The 15762-nt window shown below is 62.9% G+C and carries 13 protein-coding genes and 5 tRNA genes; 8 read left to right on the forward strand and 10 right to left on the reverse strand.

Features of this window, described 5'->3' with window-relative positions:
• Positions 1 to 150: 150 nt before the first annotated feature.
• The 10 genes from GEV39_RS02990 to GEV39_RS03035 all read right to left on the reverse strand — a co-directional run bounded on the left by GEV39_RS02990 (position 151) and on the right by GEV39_RS03035 (position 10113).
• Positions 151 to 1560, reverse strand: coding sequence for an amidase (locus tag GEV39_RS02990; RefSeq protein ID WP_173887515.1), 1410 nt, complete (start codon positions 1558 to 1560; stop codon positions 151 to 153).
• Between the two features lies 1 nt (position 1561).
• Complete coding sequence (locus tag GEV39_RS02995; RefSeq protein WP_173887516.1) at positions 1562 to 2839, reverse strand: Zn-dependent hydrolase; 1278 nt, start codon at positions 2837 to 2839, stop codon at positions 1562 to 1564.
• 116 nt (positions 2840 to 2955) lie between these two features.
• Positions 2956 to 3651 (reverse strand): ABC transporter ATP-binding protein, encoded by a 696-nt coding sequence (locus GEV39_RS03000; protein ID WP_009683015.1) that lies wholly within the window; start codon positions 3649 to 3651, stop codon positions 2956 to 2958.
• Positions 3651 to 4403: an ABC transporter ATP-binding protein gene (locus tag GEV39_RS03005; RefSeq protein WP_173887517.1), complete on the reverse strand. Its 753-nt coding sequence runs from the start codon at positions 4401 to 4403 to the stop codon at positions 3651 to 3653. The genes GEV39_RS03000 and GEV39_RS03005 overlap by 1 nt, the downstream gene beginning before the upstream one ends.
• Positions 4403 to 5422: a branched-chain amino acid ABC transporter permease gene (locus tag GEV39_RS03010; RefSeq protein WP_173887518.1), complete on the reverse strand. Its 1020-nt coding sequence runs from the start codon at positions 5420 to 5422 to the stop codon at positions 4403 to 4405. The genes GEV39_RS03005 and GEV39_RS03010 overlap by 1 nt, the downstream gene beginning before the upstream one ends.
• 1 nt (position 5423) lies before the next feature.
• Positions 5424 to 6284 carry a branched-chain amino acid ABC transporter permease gene (locus tag GEV39_RS03015; RefSeq protein WP_029887332.1) on the reverse strand — a complete coding sequence of 287 codons (861 nt, stop codon included), beginning with the start codon at positions 6282 to 6284 and terminating at the stop codon, positions 5424 to 5426.
• A gap of 65 nt (positions 6285 to 6349) precedes the next feature.
• Positions 6350 to 7552, reverse strand: a complete 1203-nt coding sequence (locus tag GEV39_RS03020) for an ABC transporter substrate-binding protein (protein ID WP_009683011.1) — start codon at positions 7550 to 7552, stop codon at positions 6350 to 6352.
• A gap of 90 nt (positions 7553 to 7642) precedes the next feature.
• Positions 7643 to 8407 (reverse strand): FadR/GntR family transcriptional regulator, encoded by a 765-nt coding sequence (locus GEV39_RS03025; RefSeq protein WP_173887519.1) that lies wholly within the window; start codon positions 8405 to 8407, stop codon positions 7643 to 7645.
• 183 nt (positions 8408 to 8590) lie between these two features.
• A complete protein-coding gene (locus tag GEV39_RS03030) occupies positions 8591 to 8821 on the reverse strand; it encodes a PP0621 family protein (protein ID WP_173887520.1) in 231 nt (76 codons plus the stop codon).
• Positions 8822 to 9093: 272 nt separating this feature from the next.
• Positions 9094 to 10113, reverse strand: a complete 1020-nt coding sequence (locus GEV39_RS03035; protein ID WP_009683008.1) for an outer membrane protein assembly factor BamD — start codon at positions 10111 to 10113, stop codon at positions 9094 to 9096.
• Positions 10114 to 10260: 147 nt separating this feature from the next.
• On the opposite strand from GEV39_RS03035, the gene rluD reads away from it, so the two are divergent.
• The 8 genes from rluD (at position 10261) to GEV39_RS03075 (ending at position 15602) form a co-directional block, all read left to right on the forward strand.
• Positions 10261 to 11223, forward strand: a complete 963-nt coding sequence (gene rluD / locus GEV39_RS03040; protein WP_009683007.1) for a 23S rRNA pseudouridine(1911/1915/1917) synthase RluD — start codon at positions 10261 to 10263, stop codon at positions 11221 to 11223.
• Complete coding sequence (pgeF, locus tag GEV39_RS03045) at positions 11220 to 11960, forward strand: peptidoglycan editing factor PgeF (RefSeq protein WP_173887521.1); 741 nt, start codon at positions 11220 to 11222, stop codon at positions 11958 to 11960. The genes rluD and pgeF overlap by 4 nt, the downstream gene beginning before the upstream one ends.
• Before the next feature lie 172 nt (positions 11961 to 12132).
• The gene (gene clpB, locus GEV39_RS03050; RefSeq protein WP_009683005.1) at positions 12133 to 14697 is read left to right on the forward strand and encodes an ATP-dependent chaperone ClpB; all 2565 of its coding nucleotides are present in this window, start codon (positions 12133 to 12135) and stop codon (positions 14695 to 14697) included.
• Between the two features lie 462 nt (positions 14698 to 15159).
• Positions 15160 to 15235, forward strand: a tRNA-Asn gene (locus tag GEV39_RS03055).
• Between the two features lie 3 nt (positions 15236 to 15238).
• A tRNA-Pro gene (locus tag GEV39_RS03060) sits at positions 15239 to 15315 on the forward strand.
• Positions 15316 to 15321: 6 nt separating this feature from the next.
• A tRNA-Lys gene (locus GEV39_RS03065) sits at positions 15322 to 15397 on the forward strand.
• 47 nt (positions 15398 to 15444) lie between these two features.
• Positions 15445 to 15521: transfer RNA gene (locus GEV39_RS03070), tRNA-Pro, on the forward strand.
• A gap of 5 nt (positions 15522 to 15526) precedes the next feature.
• Positions 15527 to 15602 (forward strand) — tRNA-Lys (locus GEV39_RS03075).
• Positions 15603 to 15762 lie beyond the last annotated feature (160 nt).

Raw genomic sequence — 15762 nt, forward strand, 5'->3', positions numbered from 1 at the left:
GGCAGTACAGGTATTACACAAGGCTCAAGGGCAGTACAGGTATTGCACAAGGCTCAAGAGCAGTACAGGTATTGCGCAAGACTCAATGCCTGCGAGGTACCTGTGGGAGCTGGCTTGCCTGCGATGAGGCAGGGGAGGCCAGTAGCGATATCAGCCTGTAATCGGCGCCTGTAGATGCCGGCTTGGGTAATGCTGCTCATACACCTTGCACACCCGCAGCACCTGATCATCGGCAAAGCGCCCGGCCACGACCTGAAGCCCCACCGGCAAGCCTTCGCGGGTGAACCCGCAAGGCACCGATGCTGCGGGTTGTTGGGTCAGGTTGAAGGGGTAGCTGAACGGCGTCCATTCCATCCATTGCGCCATCCCCGACCCAGGCGGCACGTTGTGCCCGGCCTCGAACGCCACCAGCGGCAGCATCGGCGAAACCAGCACGTCATAGCGCTGGTGGAAGGCATTCATCTTCGCAATCAACTCCGCCCGTGCCTCCAGCGCTTGGGTGTATTCGCTCAGGCTGATGCGAGCCCCCTGTTCGGCAATCCAGCGCAGCCCAGGGTCAAGCAGCGCTCGCTGCTCATCGCTCAACGCACTGGCCAGCCGCGCTGCACCTGCAAACCACAGGGTATTGAACGTTTCCAGCGGGTCGCTGAAGCCGGGGTCCACTTCTTCGACCTGCGCACCCAGCCGGGCCAGGCGCTGTACCGCTTGCGCAACCAGCGCCTCGATCTGCGGGTCAACCTGCACGTAACCAAAATTGGCACTGTAGGCGATGCGCAGACCATTCAGGTCTTGCTGCTGGCCCAGCCACGGAGCCTGTCGTGGCGCACCGGCCAGCCCGTCACGTGGATCGGGGCGGGCGACACAGTCGAGCATCAGCACCGCGTCGTCCACCGTGCGCGTCATCGGCCCCAGGTGCGACAGTACGGTCATGGCACTGGCCGGCCATTGCGGCACATAGCCAAACGTTGGCTTGATGCCGAAGGTGCCGGTAAAGGCGCAGGGTATGCGGATAGAGCCCCCGGCATCGCTGCCCTGGTGCAGTACGCCCAGGTTCAATGCGGCAGCGGCGGCGGCACCACCCGACGAGCCACCGGCAGTCAGCCGTGTGTTCCAGGGGTTACGGGTGATGCCGTACAGCGGGTTGTCGGTTACGCCCTTCCAGCCGAACTCGGGGGTAGTGGTCTTGCCCACCAGGACTGCACCGGCCTCACGCATGAAGGCGCTGAACGGGGCATCGACCTCCCATGGCCCGGCCGCAGACGTGGTGCGCGACCCTTTGCGGGTAGGCATGCCACGGGTCAGGGTCAGGTCCTTGATCGAGGCGGGTAGGCCATCGAGCCGGCCACAAGGCTCGCCCCGTTGCCAGCGCTGTTCGCTGGCCCGGGCAGCGGCGCGGGCGCCTTCGCCGTCGACGTGGCAATAGGCGTTGACCGCCGGGTTGTGCTGGTCAATGCGCGCCAGCACATCGTCGACCACCTCCACAGGCGACAACTGGCGGCGCTGGTACAGTTCGAGCAGTTCGGCAGCGGTGAACTCGCCAATCGCGGTTTTCTGAGGCATTTCAGCAGGCTCCTGGGTTGGCGGCCTGGAACATGGCGCGCAACAACACGTCGCAACCATCGGCCAGGTCCTGCGGCGCGGCATTTTCGATTTCGTTGTGGCTGATGCCGCCTTCGCACGGTACGAATATCATCCCGGCGGGGCCCAGCTCGGCGAGGAAAATCGCATCGTGGCCGGCACCACTGACAATATGCATGTGGCTCAGGCCCAGCGCATGCGCCCCTTGGCGCACGGCATCCACGCACTGCTCGGCGAAGTACAACGGCGGGAAGTCGGCCGTCGGGGTGAGCTGCCAGGCAAGGCCGTGTGCCGTTGCGCTGGTTTCGATGGCCGTGCGCACTTCACTGACCATGGCAGCGAGGTGCCCAGGGTCGAGGTGGCGCAGGTCGATGGTCATGTGCACTTGGCCGGGGATGACGTTGCGCGAGCCCGGGTGCAGGGTCAGGCAGCCTACCGTGCCGCAGGCATGCGGCTGGTGGGCGTGGGCAACACGGTTGACCGCAGCCACGACCTCGGCGGCACCGACCAGCGCATCCTTGCGCAAGTGCATGGGGGTAGGGCCTGCATGTGCTTCTACACCGGTCAGCACCAGGTCGAACCATTTCTGCCCCAGGCAGCCCTGGACCACGCCGATGGTCGTGCGCTGGTCTTCCAGTATCGGGCCTTGCTCGATATGCGCTTCGAAGTAGGCACCCACGGCATGCCCGGTAGGTACGCGCGGGCCGGCATAGCCGATGCGCTGCAGCTCGGCCCCCACCGACAGGCCCTGGTCATCGACCTTGTCCAGGGTCTGCTGCAGGTCGAACTTACCGGCGAATACCCCAGAACCCATCATGCACGGTGGAAAGCGCGAGCCTTCTTCATTGGTCCACACCACCACTTCCAGTGGGGCTTCGGTGGTCAGCTTCAAGTCGTTGAGGGTGCGCATGACTTCGAGGCCGGCCATGACCCCGTAGCAGCCATCGAACTTGCCACCGGTGGGCTGGGTGTCGATGTGGCTGCCAGTCATGACCGGCGGCAGGGCCGGGTTGCGACCGGGGCGGCGGGCAAAGATGTTGCCGATGGCGTCGACGCTGACGGTGCAGCCGGCTTCTTCGCACCAGCGTACGAACAGGTCGCGGGCCTGGCGGTCAAGGTCGGTCAGGGCCAGGCGGCACACACCGCCCTTGGCGGTGGCGCCGAGTTGGGCCAGGTCCATCAGCGATTGCCAGAGGCGTTCGCGGCTGACCAGTGGGCCCTGGGCAAGCAGGTGCTGCGGGGGATCGATGCGGGTGTTCATGGTTCATCTCTCCTGAAAGTATCGGGTTGCTGGTACCGGCCTCTTCGCGGGCTTGCCCGCTCCCACAGGTCCTGCGTAGTCCTCAGAAGAGGCCGGTACAGAAAAGCAGGTATGAATCAGGCACTCAGGGCCAGATAACGGTTCTTGATACTCGGGTCCTCACGGAACTGCGCCGCACTGCCCTGGTAGGCAACCCGACCCTGCTCCAGCACGTAGTGGCGATCTGCAAGGGCATCGCAGACCATCAGGTTCTGCTCCACCAGCAGGATCGACAGCCCTTCGTCCTTGATGCGCCGTAGAATCTTCACCAGCTCGTCGACAATCACCGGCGCCAGACCTTCAGTCGGTTCATCAAGGATCAGCAGCTTGGGCCCGTTGAGCAGGGCGCGGGCGATGGCCAGCATCTGCTGCTCGCCACCGGACAACGCGAAGCCACCGTTACGGCGCCGCTCCTTCAGCCGCGGAAACATGCTGTACACGTCCTCCAGCTGCCAGCGGCTGGTCTTGCGCACGGCGATCTTCAGGTTCTCCTCGACACTGAGCTGGCGGAAAATGCCGCGGTGCTCTGGCACCAGGGCAATGCCCAGCCGGGCAATGTCGAAGATTTCGCGGCCGACCAACTGTTGGCCGTTGAAGCTGATCTGCCCCTGTCGAGGGCGAACGATGCCAAGAATGCTGCGCAAGGTGGTGGTCTTGCCGGCACCGTTGCGCCCAAGCAGTGTGACCAGTTCGCCTGCCTCGACCTTGAGCGAGACGCCTTCGAGCACATGGCTCTTGTCGTAGTAGGAATGGATCGAATCGACGTTGAGCATCAGGCGGCCTCACCAAGGTAGGCAGTGCGCACGCGCTCGTCGTTGCGCACCTGTTCAGGGGTACCCTCGACCAGGATCTGGCCGTGGCTCATTACCGTGATGCGCTGGCTGATCGACATGACGATGCTCATGTTGTGCTCGATCAACAGCACGGTATGGTCACGGCCCAGGTCGCTGATCAGGTCGGTCATGACCGGGATGTCATCAATGCCCATGCCCGAAGTGGGTTCGTCGAGCATCAGCAGGGTAGGCTTGGCGCAGATGGACATGCCCACTTCCAGCACCCGCTGCTGGCCGTGCGAAAGCTCGCCCGCGAGGGTGTTGGCGCGGCCAGTCAGCTGCAGGCGCTCCAGTACCTGGTCGGCGGTGTCCCAGTGGCTGCGCTTGTGCTCGACGCTACGCCAGAAGTTCAGCGCGCCCAGGCCATCGCGGCCCTGGGCCGCCAGGCGCAGGTTCTCGCGTACCGACAGGTTCTGGAACAGGCTGGTGAGCTGAAACGAACGCGCCATGCCCAGTGCTACACGGCCGTGGGACGGCTTGCGGATGATGTCCTGGCCGTTGAACAGGATCTTGCCCGCGGTGGCCTGGCGCTCACCGGTCAGGCAGTGGAACAGGCTGGTCTTGCCGGCGCCGTTGGGCCCGATAACGGTGTGAATGGTGCCGGCGCGCACGTTGAGGTCCACGCCCGCGACCGCCTTGAACGGCCCGTATGCCAGCTCCAGCTGGCAGGTTTGCAGGAGGTAGTCGCTCATCACAAGGTCTCCTTGGTCTTGGCCTGGGGTTTGTCATGGGGGGCACGGCTAGCCAGCAGGCGCTTGGCCAGTTCGGTAAGGCCGCCCCACAGCCCACCGCGCATGAACACCACGACCAGGATCAGGATCACCCCCAGCAGCATCAGCCAGCGTGGCCACAGTTCGGACAGCACATCGCCCAACAGCACGATGGCACCGGCCCCCAGCAGCGAGCCGAACAGCGAGCCGGTACCGCCGACGATGGTCATGATCAGAATGTTCTCGCTCATCATCAGGTCGATGTTCGACAGCGGCGCAAAATGCAGCAGCATGGCGTACAGCGCCCCGGCAATCCCGGTGATGGCGCCCGACAGCATGAACACCAGGATCTTGAAATGGCGGGTGTCATAGCCGATGGCAGCAGCGCGGGTCTCGTTCTCGCGGATGGCCAGCAAGGTGCTGCCGAACGGCGAGCGGATGACCCGCAAGGCGCCGGCAAAGATCAGCAGGAACAGCACGGCGACAAACACATAGAAGTGCCGCGGGTCGGCCAGGTCGACCAGCACATGGCCGGCGATCTCGATGTTCGGCCGTGGTACGTCGAGCAGGCCGTTGTCGCCGCCGGTCCAGCCACTGAGGGTATAGGCCAGGAAGTAGGCCATCTGGCTGAAGGCCAAGGTCAGCATGACGAAGTAGATGCCCGTGCGGCGTATGGCCAGGGCCCCCACCAGCAGCGCGAGGAAGGCGCCGAATACAGCGGCGCCAAGCAGCGCGGCGAACATGCCCCACTGCAGGTGGATCATCAGCAATGCCGCGCCATAGGCGCCCACACCAAAAAAGATGCCTTGGCCGAACGACAGCAGGCCGGTGTAGCCCAGCAACAGGTTGCAGGCCAGCGCGGCCAGGGCAAAGATCAGGATTTCAGTGGCCAGGGTGGCCGATGGCAGCAGCAACGGCAGCGCCACCAGGCTGGCGACCACCAGCAACAGCAGTGCCGGGGCACGGCCCTTGGCGACTGGCAAAGGGTTTTTTTCACTCATCTCAGGCTCTCCCGAACAGGCCATACGGACGCACCAGGATCACCGCCGCCATGGCGCCGTAGATCATCAGGCTGGCGCCTTGTGGCCACAGGCTGGTCATCATGCTTTGCACCACACCCACCAACAGGCCGCCGACCAGCGCACCGCCAAAAGAGCCCATGCCGCCGATCACCACCACCACGAAGGCGATGCCGAGGATTTCCGGGCCGACGAAGGGCTGGGCCCCGCGCAGCGGCGCGAACAGCACACCGGCCACGCCGGCCAGGCCTACGCCCAAGGCGAATGTCAGGGAGAACAGGCGGAAGATATTGGTACCCAGCAGCGACACGGTTTCGGTGCTCTCGCTGCCGGCCCGCACCAGGGCGCCGAAGCGGGTGCGCTCCAGCAGCAGCCACAGGCCAACGCCGATCAGTGCGGCGAAACCGATCAGGAACAGGCGGTAGTACGGGTAGATGAAATCACCCAGGATCAACACCCCGCGCAGCTCGGGCGGCACGGCGATGTTCTTGCCCACGGGGCCCCAGATCAGCACCGAGGCTTCCTGGATGATCAGGGCGATGCCAAGGGTGACGAGGATCTGGAAGGTGTGTGGCAGGTGATAGATGCGTTTGATCAGCAGGCGCTCGACCGCCCAGGCCAGGGCGGCCACCACCAGGGGGGCGATCAGCAGCGCCAGCCAGAAGCTGCCGGTGATGGCCACGGCGGTGTAGCACAGGTAGGCGCCAAGCAGAAAGAACGCACCATGGGCGAAGTTGACGAAATTGAGCAAGCCGAAAATGATCGTCAGGCCTACGGCGATGAGGAAGTAGATCATCCCCAGGCCCAGGCCGTTGAGCAGTTGGAACAGGTACAAATCGAGCATGAGCGTGCCCTCGACAGCGCGCGGCGCGGCTGCCTGTACGAGTGTGAGTGACTAACGCCGCGGCTTCAGGCCAAGGCGCAACCGGTGTGGTCGGGCTCGACGAACGAGCGGCCCGAGCTGATGACTTCGGCCAAGTCGTCTTCGTCGCGCATCTGCCCTTGGGGCTTGCCGCGCAGCAGGTAGTAATCCTTGAGCACCTGGTGGTCGCCCGGGCGGATCAGCTCGTCGCCGGTCGGCCCCTGGAAACGCATGCCCTGCAGTGCTGCAGAGACGGCGGCACCGTCCAGGCTACCGGCCTTGACGATGGCTTCGAGCATGACCTTGGTGCCGATATAGTCGGCGGCCAGCGGGTAGTTGGGGTTGATGCCGTAGGCCTTGCGGGTGGCGGCAACCAGTTGCTGGTTCAGCGGCGTATCCACCTGGTGCCAGTACTGCGCGCCCAGGTACACGCCTTCGAGCACGTCGCTGCCCAGCTCCTGGAACTGGTCAAGGCCGGCTGACCACACCATCAGCACTTTCATACGGTCCTTGATGCCGAAGTTGACCGCCTGGCGCAGCGCGTTGGAGGCCTGGCTGCCGAAGTTGAGCAGCACCAGCACGTCGGGTTTGGCCGCGATGGCATTGGTGAGGTAACCCGAGAATTCCTGCTCTTGCAGCGAGTGATAGCTGTTGCCGATATGTTCCACGCCCTGCTCGGCGAAGACTTTGCGGGCGTTGTCCAGCAGCGCGTCACCGAACACGTATTGTGGGGTGATGGTGTACCAGCGCTTGGCCTGCGGGAGTTGGCGAATCATCGGCACCAGGGTTTCGCGGATGGCGCCGTAAGTCGGCACCGACCAGCGGAAGGTCGAGGCGTTGCAATCCTTGCCGGTGATTTCGTCGGCGCCCACCGGGGTCATGAACACGCCACCGGCCTTGTGTATTTCCTTGGAAACCGCCAGCGCGGAAGACGACAAGGTGCAGCCCTGGAAGAAACGGGCGCCATCCTGGCCAATGGCCTCCTGGACCTTGCGCACGGCCTTGCCGGCGTTGCCTTCGGTGTCGATGACTTTGTACTTGAGCGGGCGCCCCAGCAACTGCGGGTATTCGGCGATGGCCAGGCGCGAGCCCATGTCGGCGTACTTGCCGTAGCTGGCGAAGGCACCCGACATGGACTTGAGCCCATAGAAGGTCAACGGTTGATCGGCGAATGCCCGGTGTGCTCCCAAGGGGAGGCTACCGAAGGCACCCAGGGCAAGGCCTGCCTTGAGCAGGGTACGTCTTTGCATGAGTAACTCCTTGGTTGTGGTTATTAGGCAGGAGTGGCAATGACAAAGCGGGTACGGCCGGGCCTGTGAGCAGGCCTCTTTCCAGGCGGATCAGTGGTGGTGGTTGAACTCCAGCAGGAAGTGGCGGGCGACCTCGCCCTCCAGTGCGGTCATGTGGTGTTCGGCGTCGCACATGTGCTCGTGCATCAGCCGGCGTACGCTGGGCTCGTCACTGGCGCGCAGGGCGCTGAGCAGTTGTTTGTGGTAGTCGATGTTGGCTGCGGCGAACTGCTGGCGCTTGGGCAGGTAGGCCTTTTTCAGCACCACCAGGTCGCGCAGCAGGTCGTTGAGGAACACCGCCATGAAGCGCAGCAACGGGTTGGGGCAGCGGTGGGCCAGCAGGGTGTGGAACTCCAGCTCTGCCAGGCGCTGTTCGCGCTGGCCCTCTTCGCTGTCTTCCGGCGCACTGCAGAAGTCGATGTTGGCCTCAAGCGCGGCATAGTCCGCTTCGCTCAGCTGGCCCATTACCGACACTGCCAACTCGACCTCGATGACTTTGCGCAGCTGGTACACCTGCTCGCCGTCCAGGTGCTGAAAGTGCAGGTAGTTGCGCAGCGCTCGGCTGGCGGGCTCGATGCCCACCTCGGCCAGGTAGGCACCCCCGGCAGGGCCGGTGCGGGTGCTGACCAGGCCTTCTACCTCAAGTGCTTTGAGTGCCTCGCGGGCAGTGCCCTTGGAGCACTCGAAGTGTTCCATCAGCTCACGCTCGGTGGGCAGGCGGTCGCCGGGGTGCAGCGCTTCGGTGACGATCGAGCGCTTGACCGATTCGACGATCACATCCGACAGCTTTTGGCGCTTGCGTTTGGGTTTGAGCATTTCGCTATTTTTCATATTTATGCGGATAAATAGGATTTAGCGAGTTTTGCCGGGGTGGGTCAATGCTGGAGGAGGGGAGGGGGTCGTATTTGGTGTGAAAGGGTCGGGGAGGGATATGTGAAGCGGTGAATTGACTGCAGCCCCTGTGGGTGCGGGTAAACCCGCTCTCACAGGGCTCTTTGCTTAGCCTTGGCGGCCAGGACCTTGCTGCAGGTGGGCCTGGCTGCAATACCACTCATTGCCCTGCCGCAGCGCCCGATCGTTGGGCAGGTGCACGCCGCAACGGGCGCAGCGCACCATCTTCAGCGGCGCATCGAGCTTGGCTTCGGGGCGCGACTGCTGGCTGATTTTGAATTTGCGCCACAGCCAGAACGCGGCGGCGATCAGGGCGATCCAGAAAAGTAGGCGAACCATGGTGTCCAGCTTGTTGATTGAAGAAGCCGTCAGTCTAGGATGCAGCCAATAAAAAAGGGAGGCCCAAGGCCTAATGCCAGTCAGTTAAGTCATTTGGGGCCGCTTTGCGACCCTTCGCGGGCACGCCCGCTCCCACAGGGGATCGCGCATCTCTTGAGTTCAGCGCCAAACGTGTGGGAGCGGGCATGCCCGCGAAGGGCTGCAAAGCAGCCCCAGTAACGCCTAACTGACAGGTATCAGCCCAAGGCCTCCCTTTCATTTACCGCGGTCGGTCAATCGAACAGACCAAAGGTCATGTAGCTGAACCAAGACCGGTCTTTCTCGGCCTCTTTCGGGCCCTCGGGCACGATCGGGTCGCCGTTTTCATCCTTTGGCAGCAGCTCTTGCGGCATCTCGTCGCGCGCGTCCTGGAACTGCTTGACCACGTCCTGGTTGGCGCGGGTTTCGCCCGGCGGCAGCGGCGTGTCGGTCTCGATCAGGCCCAGGGTGGCCTTGGACAGCCAACCGCGGCCGTCAGACTCGGTCTGCTTGGGCTGGAACTCGCCATCGACCAGGCTCGGGTGGTCTGGGTAGTTGAGCTTGAGGGTTTCCAGGCTGGTGGCGGCCAGTTCGTCCAGGTGCATCTTCTGGTACGACTCGACCATTACTGCCAGGCCGTCGCCGACCGAGGGGGTTTCCTGGAAGTTCTCGACCACGTAGCGGCCACGGTTGGCGGCAGCTACGTAAGCCTGGCGGCTCAGGTAATAGTCGGCCACGTGGATTTCGTACGACGCCAGCAGGTTGCGCAGGTAGATCATGCGCTGCTTGGCATCGGGCGCGTAGCGGCTGTTGGGGAAGCGGCTGGTCAGTTGGGCGAACTCGTTGTACGAGTCGCGGGCAGCACCCGGGTCACGCTTGGTCATGTCCAGCGGCAGGAAGCGCGCCAGCAGGCCACGGTCCTGGTCGAACGAGGTCAGGCCCTTGAGGTAGTAGGCGTAGTCCACGTTCGGGTGCTGCGGGTGCAGGCGAATGAAGCGCTCGGCAGCCGACTTGGCCGCCTCGGGCTCGGCGTTCTTGTAGTTGGCGTAGATCAGCTCGAGCTGCGCCTGGTCGGCATAACGGCCGAACGGGTAGCGCGACTCCAGGGCCTTGAGCTTGTTCACGGCGCTGGTGTAGCTGGAGTTGTCCAGATCAGCCTGGGCCTGCTGGTACAGCTCGGCCTCGCTGAGGTTCTCGTCGATGACTTCCTTATTCGAGGAACAGGCCGCGGTGAGCCCAAGGATGGCGATCAGCAGCAGGTGTTTCACTTGCATGGCGGCTTGCGTCCCTTTGACGGCCGCTGTTTTGGGCGGTGCCGTCCTGTTATGATGAGCGCCCCGGCCAACCCCGGGACAAAAGAAGCCGTATTTAACCACAAGCTCGCAGCCGAAACCAAAGGCTGTGCGCCCGCCGAATCGAGCATGTCCGAGATCATTCAACTTAGCGCAGAGGTCCCGTCCGAATTGGGCGGCCAACGCCTCGACCAGGTCGCCGCCCAATTGTTCGCCGAGTACTCGCGTTCGCGGCTAACTTCGTGGATCAAAGAGGGCCGCCTGACGGTCGATGGTGCCGTCGTGCGCCCTCGCGACCTCGTTCACGGTGGCTCCCAGCTTGCCCTGCAGGCCGAACAGGAAGCCCAGGGTGAGTGGGTAGCAGAAGATATCGAACTGGATATCGTCTACGAAGACGACCACATCATGGTCATCAACAAGCCCGCCGGGCTGGTCGTGCACCCGGCTGCCGGGCACGCCAGCGGCACCCTGCTCAATGCGCTGCTGCACCACGTGCCAGACATCGTCAACGTACCGCGTGCGGGTATCGTTCACCGCCTGGACAAGGACACCACCGGTCTGATGGTGGTCGCCAAGACCCTGCAGGCGCAGACCAAGCTGGTCGAGCAGATGCAGGCGCGCAAGGTCAGCCGCATTTATGAGTGCATCGTCATCGGGGTGGTCACCGCCGGTGGCAAGATCGACGCCCCGATCGGTCGCCACGGCGGCATGCGCCAGCGCATGGCGGTCACCGACGGCGGCAAGCCAGCCGTCAGCCACTACCGGGTGCTCAAGCGCTTCCGCTCGCACACCCATGTACGGGTCAAGCTGGAAACCGGCCGCACCCACCAGATCCGCGTGCACATGGCCCATGTCGGCTTTCCGTTGGTCGGCGACCAGACCTACGGTGGCCGCTTCCGCATTCCGCCGGCTGCCAGCCCAACCATGGTCGAGGCAGTGAAAAGCTTCCCGCGCCAGGCGCTGCATGCGCGGTTCCTTGCCCTGGCCCACCCGATCACCGGTGAGGTCATGAAGTGGGAGTCGCCACTGCCTGACGACTTCGTCTGGTTGCTGTCGCTGCTCAACCAGGACCGTGAGAGCTTCATCGGATGAGTGACCTGGCGCAGACGCTGCTGTTTCCCGACTGGCCGGCCCCGGCCTCGGTACGCGCCTGTGTCACCACCCGTCAGGGCGGTGTGAGCCTGCCGCCCTACGCCACGTTCAACCTGGGTGACCATGTGGGGGATGACCCTGCCGCGGTTGCCGAAAACCGTCGCCGCCTGCGCGAGCAGTTCGCCATCCAGCCAGCCTGGCTCAAGCAGGTGCATGGGCTGGAGGTGGCGGATGCCAACCCGGCCGTGGTAGCCGAGGCCGATGCCAGCTGCACCAGCCAGCCCGGCATTGCCTGCACCGTGATGACGGCCGACTGCCTGCCTGTACTGTTCTGTGACCGTGCGGGCACCCGCGTGGCGGCGGCGCATGCGGGCTGGCGCGGGCTGGCGGGTGGCGTGCTGGAAGCCACCCTCGACCGCCTGGCGCTGGCGCCCCAGGAGGCGCTGGTGTGGCTGGGGCCGGCGATCGGGCCCAAGGCCTTCGAAGTGGGGCTGGAAGTGCGCGATGCCTTTACTGCCGTGCACCCTGCAGCGGCCCGGGCTTTTGTCGAGGGCGGGCGGCCAGGTAAGCTGATGGCAGACATCTACGAATTGGCGCGCATTCGCCTGGCGGCCCGTGGGGTATCGGCTGTTTATGGCGGTGGCTGGTGCACGGTCAGTGACGAGCGGTTTTTCTCCTACCGCCGTACGCCGCAGGGTGGCCGCTTCGCTTCGCTGGTGTGGTTGCAGCCGCTCTAGCCTTGATGTGCACCGCCTGCCCCAAGCGCTAATCCAACCTGTTGATCCTGGTCAACCCCGCTACGCTTGAATCTTCCAGAATCAGCCTTATCTATAAAGGCATCTCAGGCAGGTTTCTTTATAAACAGGCGCTGTCCATCGCTCCGACCTGCCCTTTAAAGGAAGGTACACCATGCGAATAGACCGTTTGACCAGCAAGCTGCAACTTGCAATATCCGATGCCCAATCCCTGGCCGTAGGCATGGACCACCCTGCCATCGAGCCCGTGCACCTGTTGCAGGCGTTGCTCGAACAGCAGGGCGGCTCGATCAAGCCACTGCTGATGCAAGTGGGCTTCGATATCAATAGCCTGCGCCAGGCACTGGTGAAAGAACTCGACCAGCTGCCGAAAATCCAGAACCCCACCGGCGACGTGAACATGTCGCAGGACTTGGCGCGCCTGCTCAACCAGGCCGACCGCCTGGCCCAGCAAAAGGGCGACCAGTTCATTTCCAGCGAGCTGGTGCTGCTGGCCGCCATGGATGAGAACAGCAAGCTGGGCAAGTTGCTGCTCAGCCAGGGTGTCAGCAAAAAGGCCCTGGAAAATGCCATCAACAACCTGCGCGGTGGCGCGGCGGTGAATGACGCCAACGCCGAAGAGTCGCGCCAGGCGCTGGACAAGTACACCGTCGACCTGACCAAGCGTGCCGAAGAAGGCAAGCTGGACCCGGTCATTGGCCGTGACGACGAAATCCGCCGTACGGTCCAAGTGCTGCAACGCCGTACCAAGAATAACCCGGTGCTGATCGGCGAACCCGGCGTGGGCAAGACCGCCATCGCCGAGGGCCTGGCCCAGCGCATCATCAATGGCGAAGTGCCGGACGGCCTGAAAGGCAAACGCCTGCTGGCGCTGGACATGGGCGCGCTGATTGCGGGTGCCAAGTACCGCGGTGAGTTCGAGGAGCGCCTGAAAGGGCTGCTGAACGAGCTGTCCAAGCAGGAAGGCCAGATCATTCTGTTCATCGACGAACTGCACACCATGGTTGGCGCCGGCAAGGGCGAGGGTGCCATGGACGCAGGCAACATGCTCAAGCCGGCCCTGGCCCGTGGCGAACTGCACTGCGTGGGCGCCACTACGCTGAACGAGTACCGCCAGTTCATCGAGAAAGACGCCGCCCTGGAGCGCCGCTTCCAGAAAGTGCTGGTAGAGGAACCGAGCGAAGAAGACACCATCGCCATCCTGCGTGGCCTGAAAGAACGCTATGAAGTGCACCACAAGGTGGCCATCACCGACGGTGCCATTATCGCTGCGGCCAAACTCAGCCACCGCTACATCACCGACCGTCAGTTGCCGGACAAGGCCATTGACCTGATCGACGAAGCGGCCAGCCGCATCCGCATGGAGATCGACTCCAAGCCGGAAGTGCTCGACCGCCTCGATCGCCGCCTGATCCAGTTGAAAGTGGAATCGCAGGCGCTGAAGAAGGAAGAAGACGAGGCGGCGAAAAAGCGCCTGGAGAAGCTGACCGAAGAAATCGAACGGCTGGAGCGCGAGTATTCCGACCTGGAAGAAATCTGGGCTTCGGAGAAAGCCGAAGTACAGGGCTCGGCGCAGATCCAGCAAAAGATCGAGCAGGCCCGCCAGGAGCTGGAGGCTGCCCGCCGCAAGGGCGACCTCAGCCGCATGGCCGAGCTGCAGTACGGGGTTATCCCGGACCTGGAGCGCAGCCTGCAGATGGTCGACCAGCACGGCAAGACCGAGAACCAGTTGCTGCGCAACAAGGTGACCGAGGAAGAGATTGCCGAGGTGGTGTCGAAGTGGACCGGTATTCCGGTATCCAAGATGCTGGAGGGCGAGCGCGAAAAACTGCTGAAAATGGAAGCGTTGCTGCACCAGCGCGTGATCGGGCAGGGCGAAGCGGTAACCGCCGTGGCCAACGCTGTGCGCCGCTCACGTGCCGGGTTGTCCGACCCCAACCGGCCAAGTGGTTCGTTCCTGTTCCTGGGCCCTACCGGTGTGGGCAAGACCGAGCTGTGCAAGGCACTGGCCGAGTTCCTGTTTGACACCGAAGAGGCCATGGTCCGCATCGACATGTCCGAGTTCATGGAGAAACACTCCGTGGCTCGCCTGATTGGTGCGCCACCCGGGTACGTAGGGTACGAAGAGGGCGGTTACCTGACCGAGGCGGTACGGCGCAAGCCCTACTCGGTGGTGCTGCTGGACGAGGTGGAGAAGGCTCACCCGGATGTGTTCAACGTGTTGCTGCAGGTGCTGGAAGACGGCCGCCTGACCGACAGCCACGGGCGCACCGTGGACTTCCGCAATACGGTGATCGTGATGACCTCCAACCTGGGCTCGGCACAGATCCAGGAGCTGGTCGGCGACCGCGAGGCACAGCGTGCGGCAGTGATGGATGCAGTAGGGGCGCACTTCCGTCCGGAGTTCATTAACCGTATCGACGAAGTGGTGGTATTCGAGCCGCTGGGCCGCGAGCAAATTGCCGGCATTACCGAGATACAGCTGGGCCGCCTGCGCAGCCGCCTGCTGGAGCGCGAGTTGTCGCTGAGCCTGAGCCCGGAAGCGTTGGACAAGCTGATCGCCGTGGGTTATGACCCTGTCTACGGTGCCCGCCCGCTGAAACGAGCGATCCAGCGCTGGATCGAAAACCCGCTGGCGCAATTGATCCTGGCAGGCAAGTTCATGCCGGGTACCGCGATCACTGCCAAGGTGGAAGGCGACGAAATCGTCTTTGGCTGACCTGCTTCACCATGAGCCCCGCGTTTGCGGGGCTTTTTTTGCCTGGCTGCCTGCGCTGGCCTGTTAGCGGGTCATACATTTACCTGCAGCCTTGAAGCCTGCGCACAACCCTGTAGGAGCGGGTTCACCCGCGAAGAAGCCGGCACCGCCCCAGCAAATCCGGGCTTTCCCAGCCTGCCTGGATAACTCGCTGAAATTTTTGAAATTTTTGCTTGCATCAAAAAACGAGTGCCCCTAATATACGCCGCGTTGTCAGGCACTAAGCGAATCATCAGCAGTAACGATGGTCGCAAAACAACTTACAAATCAGTAAGTTGAATGAAAAAAAGTGGTTGACAAGCAAAACGAAGAATGTAGAATAGCCGGCCTCAGCAGCTACAACGCGAAAGCAGCGAAGCTCAAGAGTCCGAAGCGAACACAGTCTTCGGAGTAGCAAATCGGAAAGTAGTACCGAAGTTCAGTTCCGCGATAGCTCAGTCGGTAGAGCAAATGACTGTTAATCATTGGGTCCCTGGTTCGAGTCCAGGTCGCGGAGCCATCTCGGGGTGTAGCGCAGTCCGGTAGCGCGCCTGCTTTGGGAGCAGGATGTCAGGAGTTCGAATCCCCTCACCCCGACCATTTTCCGGGTCGTTAGCTCAGTTGGTAGAGCAGTTGGCTTTTAACCAATTGGTCGTAGGTTCGAATCCTACACGACCCACCATTTAAAGAAGGGCATCTCAAAGAGATGCCCTTTTTTTTGAAAGACCTCGGGGTGTAGCGCAGTCCGGTAGCGCGCCTGCTTTGGGAGCAGGATGTCAGGAGTTCGAATCCCCTCACCCCGACCATTTTTGGGTCGTTAGCTCAGTTGGTAGAGCAGTTGGCTTTTAACCAATTGGTCGTAGGTTCGAATCCTACACGACCCACCATGTAAAAAAGGGCATCTCCTACGAGATGCCCTTTTTCTTTGCCTCGGGAAAATGCCCCTTGCCTTGTTGGAGCAGGTAAACCTGATCCAACAAGGGGCAAACCAAGGCCTTGAGCCTGCTGCAGCCCCTGTGAGGCTGGCTGACGATGAGGCCCGTACAG

Origin of the sequence: Pseudomonas sp. NY5710, from assembly GCF_013305665.1 — a bacterium.
GTDB classification, from domain to species: domain Bacteria; phylum Pseudomonadota; class Gammaproteobacteria; order Pseudomonadales; family Pseudomonadaceae; genus Aquipseudomonas; species Aquipseudomonas juntendi.